An 18,645-nucleotide genomic window follows, 5' to 3' on the forward strand; every position below is an offset into this window, starting at 1 on the left:
TAGCGCGTGGCGGCTGATGTATCCGCCCCTCCGCTCCCAGCACCCACCGCACCGCCCGTGTCCGAATTCCTCCGCAAGTTCCGCAACGAAGTCGGGTTGCTCGGAGCGATTCTGTTGGTGTTGTCGGTCACGGCGATTTTCAGCGATGCCTACCACGATGCGTTTACGCTCCGGTTGACCGCCCGAGCGATTGCCCGCGACGCGGCCCTGGTCGGAATCTTCGCCCTCGGCGCCGCGGTGGTCATCATCTCCGGCGGCATCGATCTCTCGAGCGGCTCGGTGATCGCCCTCAGCGGAACGTTGTTCTTCGGCTTCATCGTGCTGCTGGCCCCGGACGATCTGTCGACGCGGTGGCCGAGCGACTCGGCGCGGCACTTTCCCGACACGGCGAATCTAGCCTTCTGGATACCGGCGGCGGCATTCGTGCTGACGATGTTCGCCGCCTTTCTCGTCGGCAGCTTTCACGCCTGGCTGATCACCGTCCTGCGTTTGCCCCCGTTCGTCGCCACGCTAGCGTCGCTGGTGGGGCTCCGATCGCTGGCCCGCTTGCTGGTCCAAGACATCACCGACGTTCGCTTCGGCCAGCGGCAATCGACGATCACGATCGCCGACGAGACGCTGACCTCGATCAGCCAGCACAACTGGTGGGTGCCGTGCCTGGTGTGGTTGGTGGTCGGCGTGGGGCTCTGGATTTTGCTCAGCCGCACGGTGCTCGGACGACACATCTACGCGATGGGAGGCAACGAAGAGGCGGCGCGGCTGAGCGGCATCCGAACCGACCGCCTCAAGTGGCTGGCCTATTGCATCAGCAGCATGACCGCCGGATTGGCCGGGATCTTGTACGCCTGCTACATCGGCACGACGAGTCCCTCGACCGACGGAATGGGTTATGAGCTGAACGCGATCGCCGCGGCGGTGGTGGGCGGATGCAGCCTGACCGGTGGCGTGGGCACGGTCGGCGGAGTCGTGTTGGGAACGATCTTCCTGCGGTCGGTCATCGACTCGGTCGCCAAGCTGTTCAAGAGCCAGCCCGATCTGTTCGAAGGCCTGGTCGTCGGAATGCTGGTCGTGTTCGCCGTCGCGTTTAATGAACTCCGCGGGGCGGGGACGAAGAAGGCGTTCTTCCCCGGACTGCTCGGCTGGGTCAGCGTCGTGGTGGTCAGCGGGCTGCTGGGGATTATCGCCGCCGTGACGATCAGCGAAGACAAACTCCGCACCGGCTTGATGGTCGGCGGTGCGGCGCTTGTGATGCTGACGCTCAAAGCCGTGCTCGAACGCGTCCAGGCCCGGCGCGCAGCGGTGAGGTGACGATCCCCGTGGCAGCCCCGTCCCCCGAGCCGACTTCCGCTTCGTTGCCGCCCGCTTCGATGCTGCCCCCTTCGATATTGCCTGCCGATTCGCGGCCGGTGATCGCTTTCCACGGCGTGACGAAAAAATTCCCCGGCGTCGTCGCCCTCTCCGGTGTCACGTTCGACGTCCGCCAGGGCGAGTTCTATTCGATCTGTGGTGAGAACGGCGCGGGCAAAAGCACGCTGATGAAAATCCTCTCCGGCGTGATCACCGATTACGACGGCAGCCTCACGGTCCGCGGCGAGGAGGTTCGCTTTCGTGGGACGCGGGACGCGGAAGCGGCTGGGATCAGCATCATTCACCAAGAGCTGAATCTGGTTGAACAGCTTTCCGCGGCTGCCAATATTTTTCTCGGTCGCGAGTTGCGAGGCCGGTTGGGGTTTCGCGACGACGCGGCGATGCAGCGAGAGGCAGCCCACTGGTTCGCCCAGCTCGAGTGCGACGTGGATCCCCGCTGCCCAGTCCACCGGCTGCGGGTCGGCGATCAACAGCTGGTCGAGATCGCCAAGGCGCTTTCGCTGCGGTCGGACATCCTGATCATGGACGAGCCGACCAGTGCGCTGACCGAGTCGGAAGTGGCCCGCTTGTTCCGCGTGATCGATCGGCTTCGCACCGCGGGAGTCACGATCCTCTACATCTCGCACAAGATGGACGAGGTTTTTCGCCTGTCCGATCGCATTCTCGTACTCCGCGATGGGCAGGTGGTGAATGTCGAGCGCCGCGAGGAAACCACGCCGAGTCGGGTGACGCACCAGATGGTCGGCCGCGAGATCGAGACGGTCGCTCGTGAGGTGGATTCGCACCCGCCCGGCGCCCCCGTGCTGGAGGTCCGCAACCTTTCGCTTCGCCGACGCGGTCACGCCCGTCGCTGGCGATTGGAGCAAGTCTCCTTCACGCTCCGGCGGGGCGAGATCCTGGGGATTGCCGGGCTGATGGGAGCCGGTCGGACCGAGTTGCTCGAATGCCTGTTCGGAGCCAGCGAGGAACCGCCCGCAGGAGAAATCTGGCTCGACGGTCGCCGCGTTCACTTTGCCCATCCCTCCGAGGCGAAGCAGGCCGGGATCGCGCTGGTGACCGAGGACCGCAAGCGGCTCGGTCTGTTCGCGCACATGAGCGTCAAGGAGAACATGACCCTCTGCCACTTGCCCCAAGCGATGCCGCTGGGCTTCATCCAGGGTCGCAAGGAGCAAGCGCTGGCGGCTGAGCTGACGACGCAGTTAGGAGTGAAGACGGCGAGCACGGCGGCGCCGATCACCAGCCTCAGTGGCGGCAACCAGCAAAAGTGCATCATCGGCCGCTGGTTGCTGACCAGTCCCCAGGTCCTGCTGCTCGACGATCCGACGCGGGGGATCGACGTGGGAGCCAAAGCCGAGCTGTATCGGTTGATCGACGATCTCTGCCGCGATGGGCTGGCAATCCTGCTGACCTCCAGCGAACTCCCCGAGCTGCTCACCGTCTGCGACCGGATCCTCGTGCTCAGCGAAGGCCGCCTGACCGCCGAGTTCTCCCGCGCGGAAGCCACCGAGGAAAGGATCCTCGAAGCAGCGATGCGGTAGCCGACGCTGGAAAGCAAGTCTCTCTTGCGAACGATTTTGCTTCGTCCATCCACCACCCTCCCGCATCCGGAAGGGTGACGTAGCGGGGACTGTCGTGAGATGTAGTGGCCAAGAATAATAGACCGGCGACGCGTCTTGCCCCTCCCCAAGGATTCTTCTGCATGTCCCACTCGGTGGTCACCGATCCGCAGCCCCGCCTGAGCGATGACGACGTGCAAGCGATCGGTCGTCTGCGTGAGGTGTATGCCCAGCTTCGCCGCGAAATCGCCCGCGTGATCGTCGGCCAGCAGACGGTGGTCGAACAACTGGCGATCTGCCTGTTCGCGCGGCGGCACGCGTTGCTGATGGGCGTGCCGGGACTGGCCAAGACGCTGCTGGTCAGCAAGTTGGCCGAGACGATGTCGTTGAAATTCAGCCGCATTCAGTTCACTCCCGACCTGATGCCGATGGACATCACCGGCACGGATATTCTGCAGGACCAGGGAGACGGACGGCGCGCCTTTCAGTTCATCCACGGGCCCGTGTTCGCCAACATCGTGCTCGCCGACGAGATCAATCGGGCTCCACCGAAAACCCAAGCCGCTCTCCTCGAGGCGATGCAGGAACAGCGGGTGACGATCGTCGGCAAAACGTTCGAGTTGCCGCCGCCGTTCATGGTCCTGGCGACGCAGAACCCGGTCGAACAGGAAGGGACCTACCCGCTCCCCGAAGCGCAGCTCGATCGATTCATGTCGCTGATCGAACTCGGTTACCCTTCGGAGCATGAGGAGATCGAGATCGCGCGGTCGACAACCGGCGGCGCGCTGCCCGAGCTGACGCATCTGCTGACCGCCGAACAGATCCTCGGTTACCAGGCACTCGTCCGGCGCGTTCCGGTTCCCGACCACATCTATACCTACGCGGCCCGCCTGGTCCGCAAGACGCGTCCCGAAGGAGACTCGGCGCCGGCTTGGCTCAAACCGCTCGTCTCCTGGGGCGCCGGTCCGCGGGCGGTGCAGAACTTGATTCTCGGAGCGAAAGCCCGCGCGGCGCTGCTCGGTTCGTACATGGTCCGGTTGGAGGATGTCCAACACGTTTCCGAACCGGTGCTGACGCATCGTCTGATCACCACCTTTGCCGCCCAAGCCGAAGGGATCACCGCGAAGGATATCGTCCGGCGCTTGGTCTCGGAATCGAAAGACACGTAACCCAAATGATTTATCAGCCGCAACGCGCTAGCGTCCGGTTTCTGCGGAGCTTGCAAGAACCAGACGGCGAAGAGACTGACGATGTTTAAACACGGGCGTCCCCGGGAGTTCCTCGATCCGACAGTAATCGCACGCCTGGCCGGTTTGCCGCTCTTTGCCCGCCGGCCGATGCAGGGGAACGTCTCGGGGAAACATACCAGTCCCAATCGCGGGGCCAGCGTCGAATTCGCCGAGTATCGCAAGTACGTTCCGGGCGACGATCTGCGGCGGCTCGATTGGCGGGCCTATGGTCGCAGCGATCGGTTCTATGTCAAGGAATTCGAAGCCGACACGAATCTCCGCTGTTGCTTAGTACTGGATACCAGCGGATCGATGGGCTTTGGCTCCACCGGTCTCACAAAACTGGACTACGCTCGGCGGATCGTGGCAGCGCTCAGCTATTTGGCGATCCAGCAGGGAGACGCCGTCGGCTTGTCGTGCGTCGCCGGGGGAATCGTCACCAATCTCCCACCCCGCCGAAATCCCTCCCACCTGATGAGCCTCTTCGATACGCTCGAACAGACTCGAGCCGCTGGGGAAACGCAACTCGTCTCGGTGCTGCATGAATTGGCCGAGACGATTCGCCAGGCCGCGCTGGTGATCGTGATCTCCGACTTCTTCGTTGATCCCCAGCTTCTGCGAGCCTCGTTCGAGCATCTGCGGTTTCGCAAACACGACGTGTCCTTGTTTCAGTTGCTCGATCCGCTCGAGTTAGAATTTACGATCCAGCGTCCAACCCGCTTTCTTGACATGGAAGGGGGCTCGGCCATCTTCGCGGAGCCGAATCAGATCGCGGAGCGGTATCAGAAAGCCTTGCATGATTATCTCGACCGTCTGAAACAAGTCACCGTGGAAACCGGAGTCGATTACCACCGGATCCGTATCGACGAATCTTATGAGCAAGTCCTGATGCGTTTTCTGGTCGGACGCTCGCGCGGCAAGGGCGTGCGATGATTTTCTTACAGCCGTTGCTGCTGGCCGCGCTGCCGCTGCTCGCCCTGCCGATCATTATTCATTTGATCAACCAGCGGCGTTATCAGACGCTCCCCTGGGGAGCAATGATGTTTTTGCTGGCAGCCAATCGCATGTCGCGAGGATACGCCCGCCTTCGCCAGTGGCTGATTTTGCTGTTCCGCGCGGTCGTGATTGCTGCCCTGATCTTCGCGATCAGCCGTCCGCTAGCGAGCGGGTGGGTCGGAAGCGCGGTCGGTGGCGTCGCCGACACGACGATCGTGCTGCTCGACCGCTCCCCGTCGATGCAGCAACGCAGCGGCGGGTCGAACCTTTCAAAGCTGGAGACCGGGACCGCCCAGCTGGCCCGCTCCCTCGCGGCCCTCGGAACCCCGCGATATGTATTGATCGAAAGTGCGACCAATGCGGCTCGCGAACTGGAGTCGATCGATTCGCTACCTACGCTGTCTCAAGCCGGACCGACCGAAGCGGCAGCGGATGTGCCGGCGATGCTCCTCACGGCACTCGATTACATCCGCGCCAACAAAGTCGGCCGGACCGATCTCTGGATCTGTTCGGATTTGCGAGAGAATGATTGGAACCCGAATGATGCCCGCTGGCAGTCGCTCCGCGAAGCATTCGCCGCACTCGGTCCGCGGGTCCGTTTTCACCTCCTGGCATATCCCGCCCAGCCCGGGGACGGCCGAGCCGCAAAACACTCTCCCACGAACCACAGCATCCGGGTGACCGGTGTCCGCCGCCAGTCCGCACAATCCGGAGCCGAGCTCCGCGTTTCCTTGCAAGTGATGCGGACGGCAGCGGCAGAGTCTCAGCAGCCACTTCCGATCGAGTTCGAGATCGAAGGGGCCCGTTCGGTGCTGAGCGTCGAATGGGAAGGTCCAGTGTTTGAACTGGAAGAGCATTCGATTCCGCTCCCAGCGAACCTAACGCGGGGGCATGGCCGCGTCTCCATTCCGGCCGATGCCAACCCCGCGGACAACGACTTCTACTTCGTGTTCGACGCTCCACCACCGCGACACACGGTGATCGTCTCGGACGACCCAGCCGCGGCCGAGCCGCTGGAGCTCGCTGCACGGATCGCTCCGGCGGCCGACGTCACCAGCACCGCCGAACGGATCGACCGCACGCGATTGGCAACGATCGCTTGGGAACGCGTGGCGCTGCTGCTCTGGCACGGCCCGCTACCCCGTGCCGAGCAAGCTGAACTGGTCGAATCGTTTGTCGCCAGCGGCGGACAGGTGATCTTTTTTCCTCCCCTCGTCGCGGGTCCGGAGACGGCGTTCGGCGTCCGCTGGCAAGATTGGCACGAGTCGCCCGAGCCGCTCTCGGTTCGCTCGTGGCGGGGCGATGGCGACTTGCTCCGCAACACGCTCAGCGGCCAATCGCTGAGCGTCGGCCAGCTCGAGATCCGCGGATACAGCAGCCTCGAAGGGGAGGCGACCGAGTTGGCGACCCTGGAGAACAGCGCGCCGCTGCTGGTCCGCGCCGCCACGCCCCGCGGAGGTGCGTACTTCTGGACGACCACGCCTCACGAAAAACATTCGACGCTGGCCCGCGACGGCGTGGTGCTGTACGTCACGCTGCAGCGCGCCGCGGCAGCCGGAGCCGAAGCACTCTCGAGCGTCGCGGAGCGAACCGCGGGTCCGCTCGCGACGCCGACAGGACCCGACGCGACACTCCCACCAGCAGAAGCGTGGGCGCAGCTCGCCGGCCCCGCCGACGCCCTTTCCTCCGAGTATCCCGTTCGCGCAGGAGTCTACGCCCACGACGATCGGTTGTGGGCGGTCAACCGAGCGAGCAGCGAAGACCGCGGCGGAGTGCTCAGCGACGAGCGGCTGGCGACTCTGTTTGGTGGACTCCCGCTGCAACGCGTCGATGACCGGGCGGGCAATCTGCAGTCGCTCGTGCAAGAGGTGTGGCGAGTCTTTCTCATGGGCATGATGGCAGCGATGGTCATCGAAGCGGCCCTCTGCCTTCCCTCCCGGTCGCAGAGTGGAGGGAGCGCGGCATGAATCTCTCCCGTTCGCTGCAGTGGGCCTGGACGCCCTGGACGCTGCTGTTCTCCGTGCTCGCCTTGGCGATCGCCGCTGTGCTTTCCTGGCTCGCCTGGAAGCGGAGCGGATATCGCCGTTCGATCCTGGGGCTCGAGCTCGTCCGGCTCGCGCTGCTGGCCACCGCAGCCCTCTTGCTCAACGGGCCGGAATGGATCGAGGAGTATCGCCCGGCGAGCAAGCCGACGGTCGTCGTCTTATGGGACGATTCGCCGAGCATGGAGACGCGGGATGTGGTCGCAGAAACCTCTGGCGGCGCGTCGGGCGCTGGCGGTGGCTCTGGCACGGCGGCGGGCCCGCCCCTGTCGCGCCGCGAAGCTCTCGCGCCGCTGACCGATTCCGCGGCGTGGCAAACGCTCGACGAAGACGCAGACGTCGTCGTGCAGCGGATCGCCGCGAGTGGGCAAGGGACTGACCTGTCAGAGCCGCTCTCAAAGGTCGCCGAGGCTCATGAAAACTTGATCGGCGTCGTGCTCGCCTCCGATGGCGATTGGAACGCAGGAGCGCCGCCGGTCGGTGCCGCGAGCCGACTGCGGGCGCGTGGCGTCCCCGTATTCGCGATCCCGGTCGGCAGCACGACGCGTCTGCCCGATCTGGAACTGGTCAGTTTCGACGTCCCCACGTTTGCTGTGCAGGGCAAAAGCGTTCGCATTCCCTTCACCATCGACAGCTCGCTACCCCGCGATTACGCCACGACCGTGACGCTCCGCAGTCCAGGTGGCAAGGCAGTGGAGAAGCAAATTCGGATCGCTGCAATGGGGCGGACGAGCGAGGCGATCGTTTGGGAACCGGGAGAACTGGGCGAGGCGACGTTGACGCTCGAAGTTCCCAGTCATGCCGAAGAGATCCTCAGCGACAACAACCGAGTCACCGCTCCGATCTCGGTACGCGAAGAAAAGCTGCGAGTTCTGATCGTCGAATCGTACCCGCGGTGGGAGTATCGCTACCTGAGAAATGCACTCTCGCGAGATCCCGGTGTGGAGGTTTCGTGCTTGCTCTTTCACCCGGGGCTGAGCCGGGTCGGCGGCGGCAGCATCGACTACATCCAGCGCTTCCCCGAAGGGAAAGACGAGCTGGCCGAGTACGACGTGGTGTTCCTCGGCGACGTGGGGATCGATGACGAGCAGTTGACCGTCGAACAGTGCTCACTCGTCAAAGGTTTGGTCGAGCATCAAGCGAGCGGCTTGGTCTTTCTGCCCGGCTGGCAAGGCCGCCAGTTCAGCTTGCTGGAAACCGAGCTGCAGGATTTGTATCCGGTGGTCTTGGACGAGACGCAGCCCGGCGGCTGGGGCTCGCGAACCCCTCAGCAATTCGAGCTGACCGAGTCGGGGCGGCGGAGCCTGCTGACGAAATTGGCCGACACTCACGACGAGAATGTCGCGGTCTGGGAATCGCTTCCCGGCTTTCAGTGGTACGCCCCGGTCCGTCGAGCCAAGGCGGGGACCGAGGTGTTGAGCGTGCATCGGGAGGTGAGCAACCAGTACGGGCGGCTGCCGTTGCTGGTCACGCGAAAGTTCGGTGCCGGCAAGGTGTTGTTCATGGGGACCGATGGAGCGTGGCGGTGGCGGAAAGGCGTGGAAGACCTCTACCACTACCGTTTCTGGGGTCAGGTCGTTCGGTGGATGGCCTACCAGCGCAACATGGCGGCCGGCGAATCGATGCGGTTGTACTATTCGCCCGAACAGCCGCAGGTTCGGCAGACGATCACGTTCAACGCCAACGTGATGGACTCGAGCGGCGAACCGCTCGCCGCAGGAGACGTCACGGCCCGCGTGGTCGCTCCCTCGGGTGCGGCGGAGACGATCCGGTTTCACCATACGGGCGAAGCCTGGGGAGCTTTTGCGGGACGCTACACCGCCGAGGAACCGGGCAACCACGCCGTGACGCTGCATTGCCAGCAGACCCAAGCCTCGCTCGAAGCCACCCTGTTCGTCCAAGGGGCACCGCTCGAGCAGGTCGGCAAACCGGCGCGGCCCGAGGTTTTGGAAGAAATCACTCGCGTGACTCGCGGCAAAGTCGTCGCACTCGATAAAGTGGAGGAGGTCGCTCGCTCGCTGGCCGCTTTGCCCGCTCCACCGGCGTCGGTCCGCCGCGTCCAGCTGTGGAGTCATCCGGCGGTGGCCGGCGTGATCATCGCGCTGCTGGGATTGTTCTGGGTCGGACGCAAAATCGTGGGACTGGTTTAAAGCATGGACAGGCACCCGGGCGACGGGCTCGACCCACTGCGGGTCCCCGACTCACTGCAGCGACAACTGTTCGCTTACCGCCGCCGCGTTCGCTTCACCAAGATGGCCGAAGCGATTGCGATCGCAGCGGCCGCATGGCTCGGCGGGTTTCTCGCCGTGTACGGGATCGACCGACTGCTCGACACGCCGGCCGTCATCCGTGGGGGCGTTCTGCTCGCCTCGCTCGCGGCGACCGCAATCATCCCTTGGTTTCTTCACCGCTGGGTGTGGCGTCAAAGCGATCTCGAACAACTGGCTCGGCTCCTCCGCCGTCAGCTGCCTCGCGTGGGCGAACCCTTGCTCGGCGTGATCGAATTGACGCGCAACTCCGCCGAGCAGTCCCGCTCGCTCGCTCTCTGCCAAGCGGCGATGCGGCAGGTGGCCAGCGATGCCAAAGGGCAAGACTTCCTCCAGGCAGTACCGACATCGCGGCACCGCTTGTGGAGCGGAGTGGCAGCATCCGCGGTCCTGGTCGTCGCGCTGCTCGGAGTGCTCTATCCAGCCGCGGCAGCCATCGCCGCGGTCCGCTTTGCCGCCCCCTGGAGCAAAACCCCTCGCTACACATTTACCGCGATCGATCCGCTTCCCCAGCCGTGGGTCGTGCCGCATGGCGAACCGACTACGCTTCGAATCGCACTCCAGAAATCCTCACCGTGGCAACCGCGGCAGGGAGAGTTGGTGGTCGATTCCCAACCGCCGATCACCGCCGAGCTCGAGAGGGGCCAGTACCGTTTTGCAGTTCCGCCTCAAATCGATTCCCAGTGGCTGACGGTCCGCATCGGCGACCTTTCGCAGCGAGTCCGCCTCGAGCCGATGCTGCGTCCTTCGCTCGAGCAGATCGTGGCCGAAGTCACGCTCCCAGAATATCTTGACCGCAGCGAAAAGGTGCGGCAGGACGTCCGCGGCGGAGCTCTCCGCGTGGTCAAAGGGAGCGGCATCGAAGTGACCGCCACCGCCAACCGCCCGCTCGCCGCGGCCACCGTTCAGTCGGAAGAAACCCCGCCCGTCGCGATCCCTGTGCGTCAGCCGAACAAGCTGGCAAGCGGGCTGACTCGCTTCTCCCGATCCGGCAAGATGCGGCTGGACTGGCGCGACCACTGGGGGTTGGCCGCCAGCGAACCATTCGCGCTCGCCGTGACGGCTTTTGACGACGAAGCTCCGACGCTGATCTGCGAGGATCTGCCGCGGCAGGCAGTCGTCCTGCAATCCGAACTGCTGACGTTCAACGTCATCGCCAACGACGACTTTGGCATCCGCCGCGTCGGGCTCGCCTGGCGTCCGCTCCGTGAAGCCGAACCGTCGGCAGGGAACGATTCGCAGTCCCCTGATTCGCAGCCCACTGGCGGGGAACGAGTCTTGGCCGCGGGCGACAGCGACCGCGAAATACTCGAAGCGGCCGGGACGTTTTCGGCGGACTCGCTGGGGATCGAGCCACAGCCGATCGAATTGTTCGTCTGGGCCGAAGATTATTTGCCCGAGCGTCCCCGCACGTTCTCGCCTCCCCACGTGCTGTACGTCCTGACGCCCGACGAGCACGCGATCTGGATCAGCGAACAGCTCGCCAAATGGCATCGCCAAGCGCTCGAGGTCCGCGACCGCGAGTTGCAGTTGTACGAGGTCAACAAAGAGCTGCGTCAGCTCTCAGCGGCTGAACTCGACCAGCCCGAAACGCGGCAGCGGATCGACCGGCAAGCGACGGCCGAGCGGTCGAACGGGCGGCGGCTGGCGGACCTGAGCGACGTGGGCGAATCGCTACTCCGCTCCGCCGCGCGGAATCCGGAGCTCGGCGTCGGCCACCTCGATCGCTGGGCCGAAACGCTGCAGGTCCTCGAGGACGTCTCCGCCAACCGCATGCCGTCGGTGGCGGACCTGCTCAGCCGAGCCGCCCAAAGCGCAACCGTGCAAAGCGCAACCGTGCAAAACCGAACCGCTCAAAACCCAACCACGCAAAGCCCCACGGCGGGCAACTCCCGCGCGAACCCGTCGGCTGCGGCCGCGCCGGCGGCGGAACAAGCGGCCGAGGAGAAACCCGAGCCGCCGGCCGCGGCTCCGCGCGTGGTCGATGCCGAGTCGTCGCAACGCGGCCCCCACGAAGCGCTTCCTGCGGACCAGGCGAGTCTCGCGGACGAGCCGGAAGCGGCCGAGGAAAAACCTTCACCGCAGCCACTTCGGCTGCCGGGCACGACCGTCGCGGGATCGGGAACGTCGCGAGCCGCAGCCCCGCCGCCCGATGAGAGTTCCGATGAGAGTCCCGCTGAGAGTCCCGCTGAGAGTCCCGCTGAGAGTCCCGCTGAGAGTCCCGCTGAGAGTCCCGCTGAAGAGACGCTCGCCGAGGCGGTCAGCGAACAGGAGGAACTGCTCGCCGAGTTCAATCGGATCGCCGAAGAGCTGAACACGGTCCTGGCCAATCTCGAAGGGAGCACTCTGGTCAAACGGCTCAAGGCCGCCTCGCGAGCTCAAGACCGAATCGCCGGCCAGATCAGCGACCGCATCGGCTCCGCTTTCGGCCGCCCCGACTATCGGATCGACGAGGCGGTCCAAGACGAGCTGACGGAATTGGCGTCCGCAGAAGAGGCCAGCAGCCGCGAGCTGTCGATCATCATGGACGACCTGGCCGCCTACTTTCAGCGACGACGTTTTGCCCGCTTCCAATCGGTGCTCGACGAGATGCGGGAGGCGGATGTCGTGGGGGGACTGCGGCAGCTGGTTGAAGAGATTCCCGACGACCAGGGCCTGTCGCTCGCGCAGTGTGAATATTGGTCCGACACCCTCGACCGCTGGGCGGATGACCTGGTCGATCCCGCTTGCGATGGGTCGTGCCCGGGGAGCAAGTCACAAGAGAGTCTGCCTCCATCGGTCGTGCTGGAAGTGATGCAGATCCTCGAAGCCGAGATGAACCTCCGCGAAGAAACGCGCGTGGCCGAGCAAGCCGAGTCGGCTCAACAGCCCGCCGAGCACGAGGCCGAAGCCCGCCGTCTGGCCGCTTCGCAAACCGGGCTGGCCGAGCGGACCGGGGCGGTGAATGGGCAGATCAAAGAGCTGCCGGAGAGTGGAAAGCATTTTGCCGCCGAACTTGCGTTACTCTCCGAAGTCGAAATGGTGATGCGCGAGTCGGCCTCGATCCTACGGCGTCCGGAAACCGGAGCCCCGGCGATCGCAGCGGAGACCGAAGTGATCGAATTGCTGCTGCAGTCCAAGCGAATCAATCCGAAGTCGGGAGGCGGAGGTGGCTCGGCCCCCGGCGGCGGCGGAACGGGAACAACAGTCGACTCCGCCCTCGCCTTGGTCGGCGCGGGGATCAACGCCAAGGAGGTCCGAGAGTCGCGTGAAGTGCCGCAGATGACCGGCGAAACAGGCAGCAGCTTTCCCGAAGAGTTCCGTCACGGACTGGACGAATACTTCAACCGCCTCGAACACCGAGTCCCATGACCGCAGCTCTCTCATCTGCCGAGCCCTTTCTGCGGGCCCTTCCGCGCCGCCTCTTCGGCTTCGCGCCATGCATCGGACTGGCGGCCTGCCTCGTGCTGTCCTCACCGCGGGTCGCCGATGCGCAGTTCGACGACAATGATCCGATCTTCTCGGTGAAACCACCTGCCGCTGCGCCCGAGGAGGATCCAGGACCGGCGGTCGACATTCGCGGCGATGTGCGTCCGCTACTGGCAGTCGAACTTGGCTTGATTCGGCGAGTCTGCCAACCGACTCCCGCGCAGAAAAAACAGATCGCCGCGGCGGCGGACGAATGCCTCGACGCCCTCAACATGATCGCCGTGCTCAATCAAGGAGAGCAGGGGGGCGGATCCGAGATCGTCGCCGTCACCAGAAACGGTGTCCAGCTGACGGAACTGCCGCTCACACGGATCGAGCGAGAAATGGCCAAGGCTCTCCGCCCGATCCTCTCGCCCGAGCAGCATGCGGCTTACGTCGATGAAACCATCAAGCGAGCCGAATCGCGGCGACAGAGTGTGGTCTCCGTCGCAGTCCTGCTGATCGACCAGCAACTGATCCTGACCGACGAGCAGCGAGAAAGAATCACCGCGCGGCTACTCGACGAATGGCAAGAGGCAGCGGCGGTCCCGATTGAAATGTACATCTCCAACCCGCAGCACTTCCCCGACTTGCCCGGAAGCGTGATGCGTTCGGAGCTGGACCCCGAGCAAATGGTCGTTTGGGTATCGCTCAAAAAAACGCGATTTCCGTTCTATGTCGGACGCGCTGCGATGAATCCCTGGGAGGAGGAACTTCTTCCATGAATCGATCACGAACTCAGCTTGCATGCGGCGTCGTTCTGGCATTGAGCGTTTTCGCGCCATCCTCCGCCGCCGCTCAGAATGCGATCTCGCCGGCACAGTTCGAGTCGATGATTTTCCAACAATATGGCTCGGCCTCCCTGGTGCGAGAACGGTGGCAATTTTCGCTTAACCGGCAGATCCGCCGGATCCACCAGTCGATTCCACTGAGCGACGCCCAGCAGCAAGAATTGCGTCTGGCTGGCCAGGGCGATATTCAACGCTTCTTCAATCGTGTCGTCGCCGCCCAACATAAGTTTCAAGCACTCTCAGCCGACGAAGCGGATTTCAACGGGGCCTACAAAATTGCGGAGCCCCTGCAACGGGAGTTGGTCGCGGGACCGTTTGGCAATCAGTCGCTATTCGCCAAAGTCTTGGAAACCACGCTCGACGAATCCCAACGGAAGGTTCACGACGAGATCAAGGCTCTTCGCCGATATCAGCAGAAAGAGTTCTACGCGCGGATTTACCTTGCCAATCTGGAATCGAATTTACCGATCACCGACAAGCAGCGGGAATTGCTGGTGGAACTACTCGCCTCGCGTCTTGAAGATATGCCGCAGGGAAACCAGCTTCGCTTCGCATGGGTTGCCTATCACTTGAGTAGCATTTCCACAGAAAAGCTGGCGGAAATTTTTGACGCCGAGCAGATGGCTGCCCTGCAAAGAATCAAAGCGCTGCAAACGGACGCGGAGCAATTCCTGCGGCAACAAGGAGTGCTCGACGATGGGGCGGAATAGCAAGTCGCATTGGCGCACGTTAGCCCTGCGACTCCTGATCATCTTCGGCATCCTGGGCGTCACAATTCCCCCGGCCTGCGGTCAGCTTCCGGGGGAACAATTTGGCGAAGTGGTGCCTCGCGATATCCGCGAGATGTACGCCTTGGGCCTCCGGTACCTGGCGACCACGCAGCAGGAATCGGGAGATTGGCAGAACCAGTCCTACGGCGGCCCTGGAGTGACAGGGATGGCCGTGATGGCTTTTTTGGCTTCCGGCGAAGACCCCAACTTCGGCCTCCACAGCCACCATGTGCGCGGCGGACTGCGAAGCATCATCCGCAGTCAAGACGCCGAGACCGGAATCATCGGCGACAGCATGTACCACCACGGCTTCGCGATGCTCGCCCTGGCCGAAGCCTATGGAGCGGTGGATGACCGGAACCTCTGGTCCGGCGAGAATGCGGCGACAGGGAACGGGTCGCTGCGGAGCATCGGCGAATCGCTCGAGTTGGCCGTCCGCGGAGCGCTCACTTCGCAGAAGAAAAATCCCCACGGTGCGTGGCGTTACTCGCCCGACGCCTCCGATGCGGATACCTCGGTCAGCGGTGCGGTTCTGGTCGGACTGCTCGGCGCTCGCAACGCGGGAATCGAGGTCCCCGACGAAGCGATCGATCGGGCCATCGCGTACTACCGAAACATGACCAGCCCTTCCGGCCAGGTCGCCTACACCGGTGGCATCGCGGGAGGCGTCGACGAATCACCGGCTCGCATCTCCATCGCGAGTTTGGTGTATGCCATCGCCAAGCGGCGGGATTTGGATGAGTACCAGACGACGCTCGCCCAACTCACCGAACGGCTCGAGCAACCTGCCGGCACCTGGATTCAATACGCCCGCTACTACCAAGCTCAAGCTCTCTTTCAAGGAGATCCCACGGCCTGGGAGAAGTGGAATCAACAGCTCGCCCGCGAACTCAAAGAGGCCCAGCAGGAAGACGGGCACTTTACTGGTGAGTTCGGACCGGCGGTCGATACTTCGCTCTCGCTGCTCGCCCTTGCGCTGAACTACCGCTTCTTGCCAATCTACGAGCGATGATGCGAATCTCGATTCTCTTCGGAGCACTCTTCACGGCTGCCGTCGTCGCGGCACCGGTGCGTGCAGAAGGACCGGGCGCCGATGGGCCGCGAACCGACGTGGCGGAAGTCCTGAAACTCCACCGCGGTGACTTTGCCGCTGGCCGACTGGTCGACCATCCCCGCGGCGACGAACTGGCTTGGCAGCACCCCGCCTTCGACGGCAAATTCATCTTCCCCTTTCGGACCGTCACCAGTGCGACGTTTGCCGCTCCTGACAAAACCGCCAGCACCGGGGCGAGCCGCACCGGGGCGAGCCGTCACTGGGCTGGGGGAGATTTTTGCGCCGAGTTGACCAATGGGGATCGCTGGTATGGATCGGTCGCCGGCATCGACTCCGAGAGCCTGACGATCCGCTCTCGCGAACAGGGCACGCTGGCGATCGAACGCGAGCGACTGCGGCGACTGTTCCGCTGGGATGACGGACGGGCGATTGCTTATAGCGGCCCGGGTGCCCTCTCCGACTGGCAGCAGTCGGTGGGCGAGGGGCAACCCACCGAGGAGCAACCCATCGACGAGCAAAACGGCTGGCGCGACCAAGGCAGCGCGCTTCGCACCGACCGTGAGCTGGCGTCGATCTACGCCGACATTGGGCTTCCCCCGCAAGCCGAAATTCAGCTGGCTGTTTCGTGGACCGGCTCTCCGAACTTCGTCGTCGCCATTGGCGTCGACGACACCCCGGCATCGCTCCAGCACGCCCTGCGGCTGGAGGTCTGGAATCAAACGGTGGTCTTGGTCCGAGAAGCGGAGCAGACGGCGGACGTCGTAGCACTGGGCACGCTCGCGGAATTCGACGATCAGTTGAATCTCACGCTCACACTGGATCAGACGTCCGGCCGCACCGTCGTGCACGCCGCCTCGGGAAGGAAGCTGGGCGAGTTGCAATTGCGGGTGAACGCTCAGCCGGCGCTGCCGGGGATTCGATTTCAAAACATCTCCGGAAACATTCAACTCGATTCGCTGCAGGTGATCCGCGGTCCGTCGGGACCAGGCAGCACGCAGAGCGCGGAGCTGGCGAACCCCCGGTCCGATCGCGCGGACGCCGTGCGTTTTCAGCTTCGCGGTGGCGGCGCGGTCCGTGGCCGCTGGCTCCGCGCCGAAGCCGCGAGGTGGATCGTGGCTGACGAAGATCAGGAGCGGGTGATCGATCCGGCAGCCGTCGTGGCGATCGCTTTCCCAAACCCTGAGGCTTCCACTCGTGGCGCTACTACTCGCAACGCGTCGCAGGGGGGCCAACCCGACGACCGCCGTGGGCGACTGCGGGTGGTGACTTACAGCGGAATCCATGCGACCGGTAGCCTGCAGAAAGTCGAAGCCGGTGCGTTGTATCTCGAACCCGATGGAGTCGGTGGCGCGGTGCCACTCCGCGTGGCCGACCTGCGCCTGCTCGACACCGCCGCGGCCAGCACCGCCGCGTCTACCACCGGGCAGGCTACCACCGAGCGGGCTGGCACCGAGCGGGCCGGCACCGTCGATTCATCGGCTTCGCTTTGGACTCAGCCACGCGAGAACCGATCGTCTTCCGATCAATCGAGCGAGCGAAGCGATCCTGAATCCGCCGCCGACGAGGCTTCGCAAGCGAGCGGACGGATCGGACGGTTGGAATTGGTCGAGACGCGACTGCACGGCCGCTTGGTCGACGCCGAGGCGACCGAGGCAACGAGTGGGCTGCGATTCCAGCCGCTCGACTCGCTCAATTCGGCAGCGTTTCGTCCGCACGCTTCGGGACGGCTGGTCTACCGCGACCATCACTCCGAATCGCGGAGGTCCCGATCCCGTCCAGCTCCCGTCCCCCGGGCCCCCGCACCCGGCATGCCCGCACCCGGCATGCCCGCCGCGGGCGTGCCCGCCGCAGGAGTGGCCAATCCGGATCTGCTGGGGGCATTCGCCGGAGTCCTCGGCGGCTCGGAGTCCGGTCCGCCCCCACAACTGAGCGGGCCGCGTCTGCATCTCCGCTCCGGTGACGTCCTGCCGTGCGAGCTCAAGGAGATCGGCACCGCTGGCGTCGTCTTTGAATCGTCGGTCGTTGGAGCCACGGAGCTCCCGCACGAGTCGATCCGAGCGATCGCTTTAACCCCAGCCGACTTGGCAAATCTTGACGCGACGAAGCGGGAGCGGTTGTTGACCGTCCCACGGATGCGAAAAGCGACGCCTCCCTCGCACTTGATCATCTCCACCGACGGAGACTTCCTGCGGGGTCGGGTGCTCAGTCTCGATGCTCAAACGCTGCGGGTCGAGAATCGGTTGGAGACGATCGACATCCCTCGCCACGTCGTCTCCCAAATTCTCTGGTTCCACCCCGACGAGCTCGCCGATCCCGCAGCAAAGCCACAAACCGCAGCCCCCTCCGACTCGCCGCAGAACCTGCCGGCTCAGCAGGGGCTACGGGTTCAAGCGCTGCACCGCAGCGGCATGCGGCTGAGCTGCGAACCGCGGCAGGTCGGTGGTGGCGAGTTGATCGGCGAAAACCCGCAGCTCGGCCTCTGCCTGCTTCGCATCGCGGAGATCGATCAGCTTCGGATCGGAGACGCGATCGAAGCATCGCTCACCGACTCGCCCTATCACCCGTGGCGGTTGGTGCACGCCCCGGAACCCAAAGATCCGCAGGCCGCCGATTCGCTAGCGATGGGAGCCGGCGGTGTCGACTCACCGCTCGTTGGCACGGCGGCCCCCGAGTTCGACCTGGAATTGCTCTCCGGGGGAACTTTCCGGCTGAGCGAGCAGCGAGGCAAGGTGGTCGTGCTCGATTTCTGGGCGACCTGGTGCGGCCCCTGCGTCGAGTCGATGCCTGAGGTCGAAGCAGCGGTCGCGGCCTTTGCCGATCGGGGCGTGATCTTGGTCGCGGTCAATCTGCAGGAGGGGGCCGAGCAGATTCGCGGTGCCCTGGAGCGTCTGCAGCGGAGTCCCCCCGTGGCGCTCGACAGCGACGGGCTGGTCGCTTCGCTGTACCACGCCGTCGCGATTCCGCAAACCGTCGTGATCGACCGCGAAGGGCGCGTCATGCGGCTGTTCATCGGCGGCGGGCCGAAGCTCGGCGAGCACCTGCGAACGGCGCTCGAAGAAGCGACCGAAGAACCCTGAGGGGCGAGTGCGTTCATCAGCCGCAACGCGCTAGCGTCCGGTTTTCAC

11 protein-coding genes are annotated in these 18,645 nt (G+C 64.4%); all 11 read left to right on the plus strand.

Going from position 1 to position 18,645, the window contains the following annotated elements:
* The first annotated feature begins 57 nt into the window (after positions 1-57).
* The 11 genes from GNK13_RS01520 (at position 58) to GNK13_RS01570 (ending at position 18,597) form a co-directional block, all read left to right on the plus strand.
* Complete coding sequence (locus tag GNK13_RS01520; protein WP_164100671.1) at positions 58-1,308, plus strand: ABC transporter permease; 1,251 nt, start codon at positions 58-60, stop codon at positions 1,306-1,308.
* Between the two features lie 8 nt (positions 1,309-1,316).
* Positions 1,317-2,906: a sugar ABC transporter ATP-binding protein gene (locus tag GNK13_RS01525; RefSeq protein ID WP_235934712.1), complete on the plus strand. Its 1,590-nt coding sequence runs from the start codon at positions 1,317-1,319 to the stop codon at positions 2,904-2,906.
* Between the two features lie 161 nt (positions 2,907-3,067).
* Positions 3,068-4,093, plus strand: coding sequence for an AAA family ATPase (locus GNK13_RS01530; RefSeq protein ID WP_164100672.1), 1,026 nt, complete (start codon positions 3,068-3,070; stop codon positions 4,091-4,093).
* Positions 4,094-4,174: 81 nt separating this feature from the next.
* A complete protein-coding gene (locus tag GNK13_RS01535; protein WP_164100673.1) occupies positions 4,175-5,086 on the plus strand; it encodes a DUF58 domain-containing protein in 912 nt (303 codons plus the stop codon).
* The gene (locus GNK13_RS01540) at positions 5,083-7,116 is read left to right on the plus strand and encodes a BatA domain-containing protein (protein ID WP_164100674.1); all 2,034 of its coding nucleotides are present in this window, start codon (positions 5,083-5,085) and stop codon (positions 7,114-7,116) included. The genes GNK13_RS01535 and GNK13_RS01540 overlap by 4 nt, the downstream gene beginning before the upstream one ends.
* Positions 7,113-9,341 (plus strand): hypothetical protein, encoded by a 2,229-nt coding sequence (locus GNK13_RS01545; RefSeq protein ID WP_164100675.1) that lies wholly within the window; start codon positions 7,113-7,115, stop codon positions 9,339-9,341. The genes GNK13_RS01540 and GNK13_RS01545 overlap by 4 nt, the downstream gene beginning before the upstream one ends.
* A 3-nt stretch (positions 9,342-9,344) precedes the next feature.
* The gene (locus tag GNK13_RS01550) at positions 9,345-12,809 is read left to right on the plus strand and encodes a hypothetical protein (protein ID WP_164100676.1); all 3,465 of its coding nucleotides are present in this window, start codon (positions 9,345-9,347) and stop codon (positions 12,807-12,809) included.
* Positions 12,806-13,630 (plus strand): hypothetical protein, encoded by an 825-nt coding sequence (locus GNK13_RS01555; protein WP_164100677.1) that lies wholly within the window; start codon positions 12,806-12,808, stop codon positions 13,628-13,630. Before GNK13_RS01550 ends, GNK13_RS01555 begins: the two co-directional genes overlap by 4 nt.
* Positions 13,546-14,406, plus strand: coding sequence for a hypothetical protein (locus GNK13_RS01560; RefSeq protein ID WP_164100678.1), 861 nt, complete (start codon positions 13,546-13,548; stop codon positions 14,404-14,406). Before GNK13_RS01555 ends, GNK13_RS01560 begins: the two co-directional genes overlap by 85 nt.
* A complete protein-coding gene (locus tag GNK13_RS01565; protein ID WP_235934713.1) occupies positions 14,393-15,478 on the plus strand; it encodes a squalene--hopene cyclase in 1,086 nt (361 codons plus the stop codon). The genes GNK13_RS01560 and GNK13_RS01565 overlap by 14 nt, the downstream gene beginning before the upstream one ends.
* On the plus strand, positions 15,478-18,597 hold the full coding sequence (locus GNK13_RS01570; RefSeq protein WP_164100679.1) for a TlpA disulfide reductase family protein: 3,120 nt from the start codon (positions 15,478-15,480) through the stop codon (positions 18,595-18,597). Before GNK13_RS01565 ends, GNK13_RS01570 begins: the two co-directional genes overlap by 1 nt.
* The last annotated feature ends 48 nt before the right edge of the window (positions 18,598-18,645 follow it).

It is taken from the genome of Candidatus Laterigemmans baculatus, from assembly GCF_010367455.1.
GTDB classification, from domain to species: Bacteria; Planctomycetota; Planctomycetia; order Pirellulales; family Pirellulaceae; genus Laterigemmans; species Laterigemmans baculatus.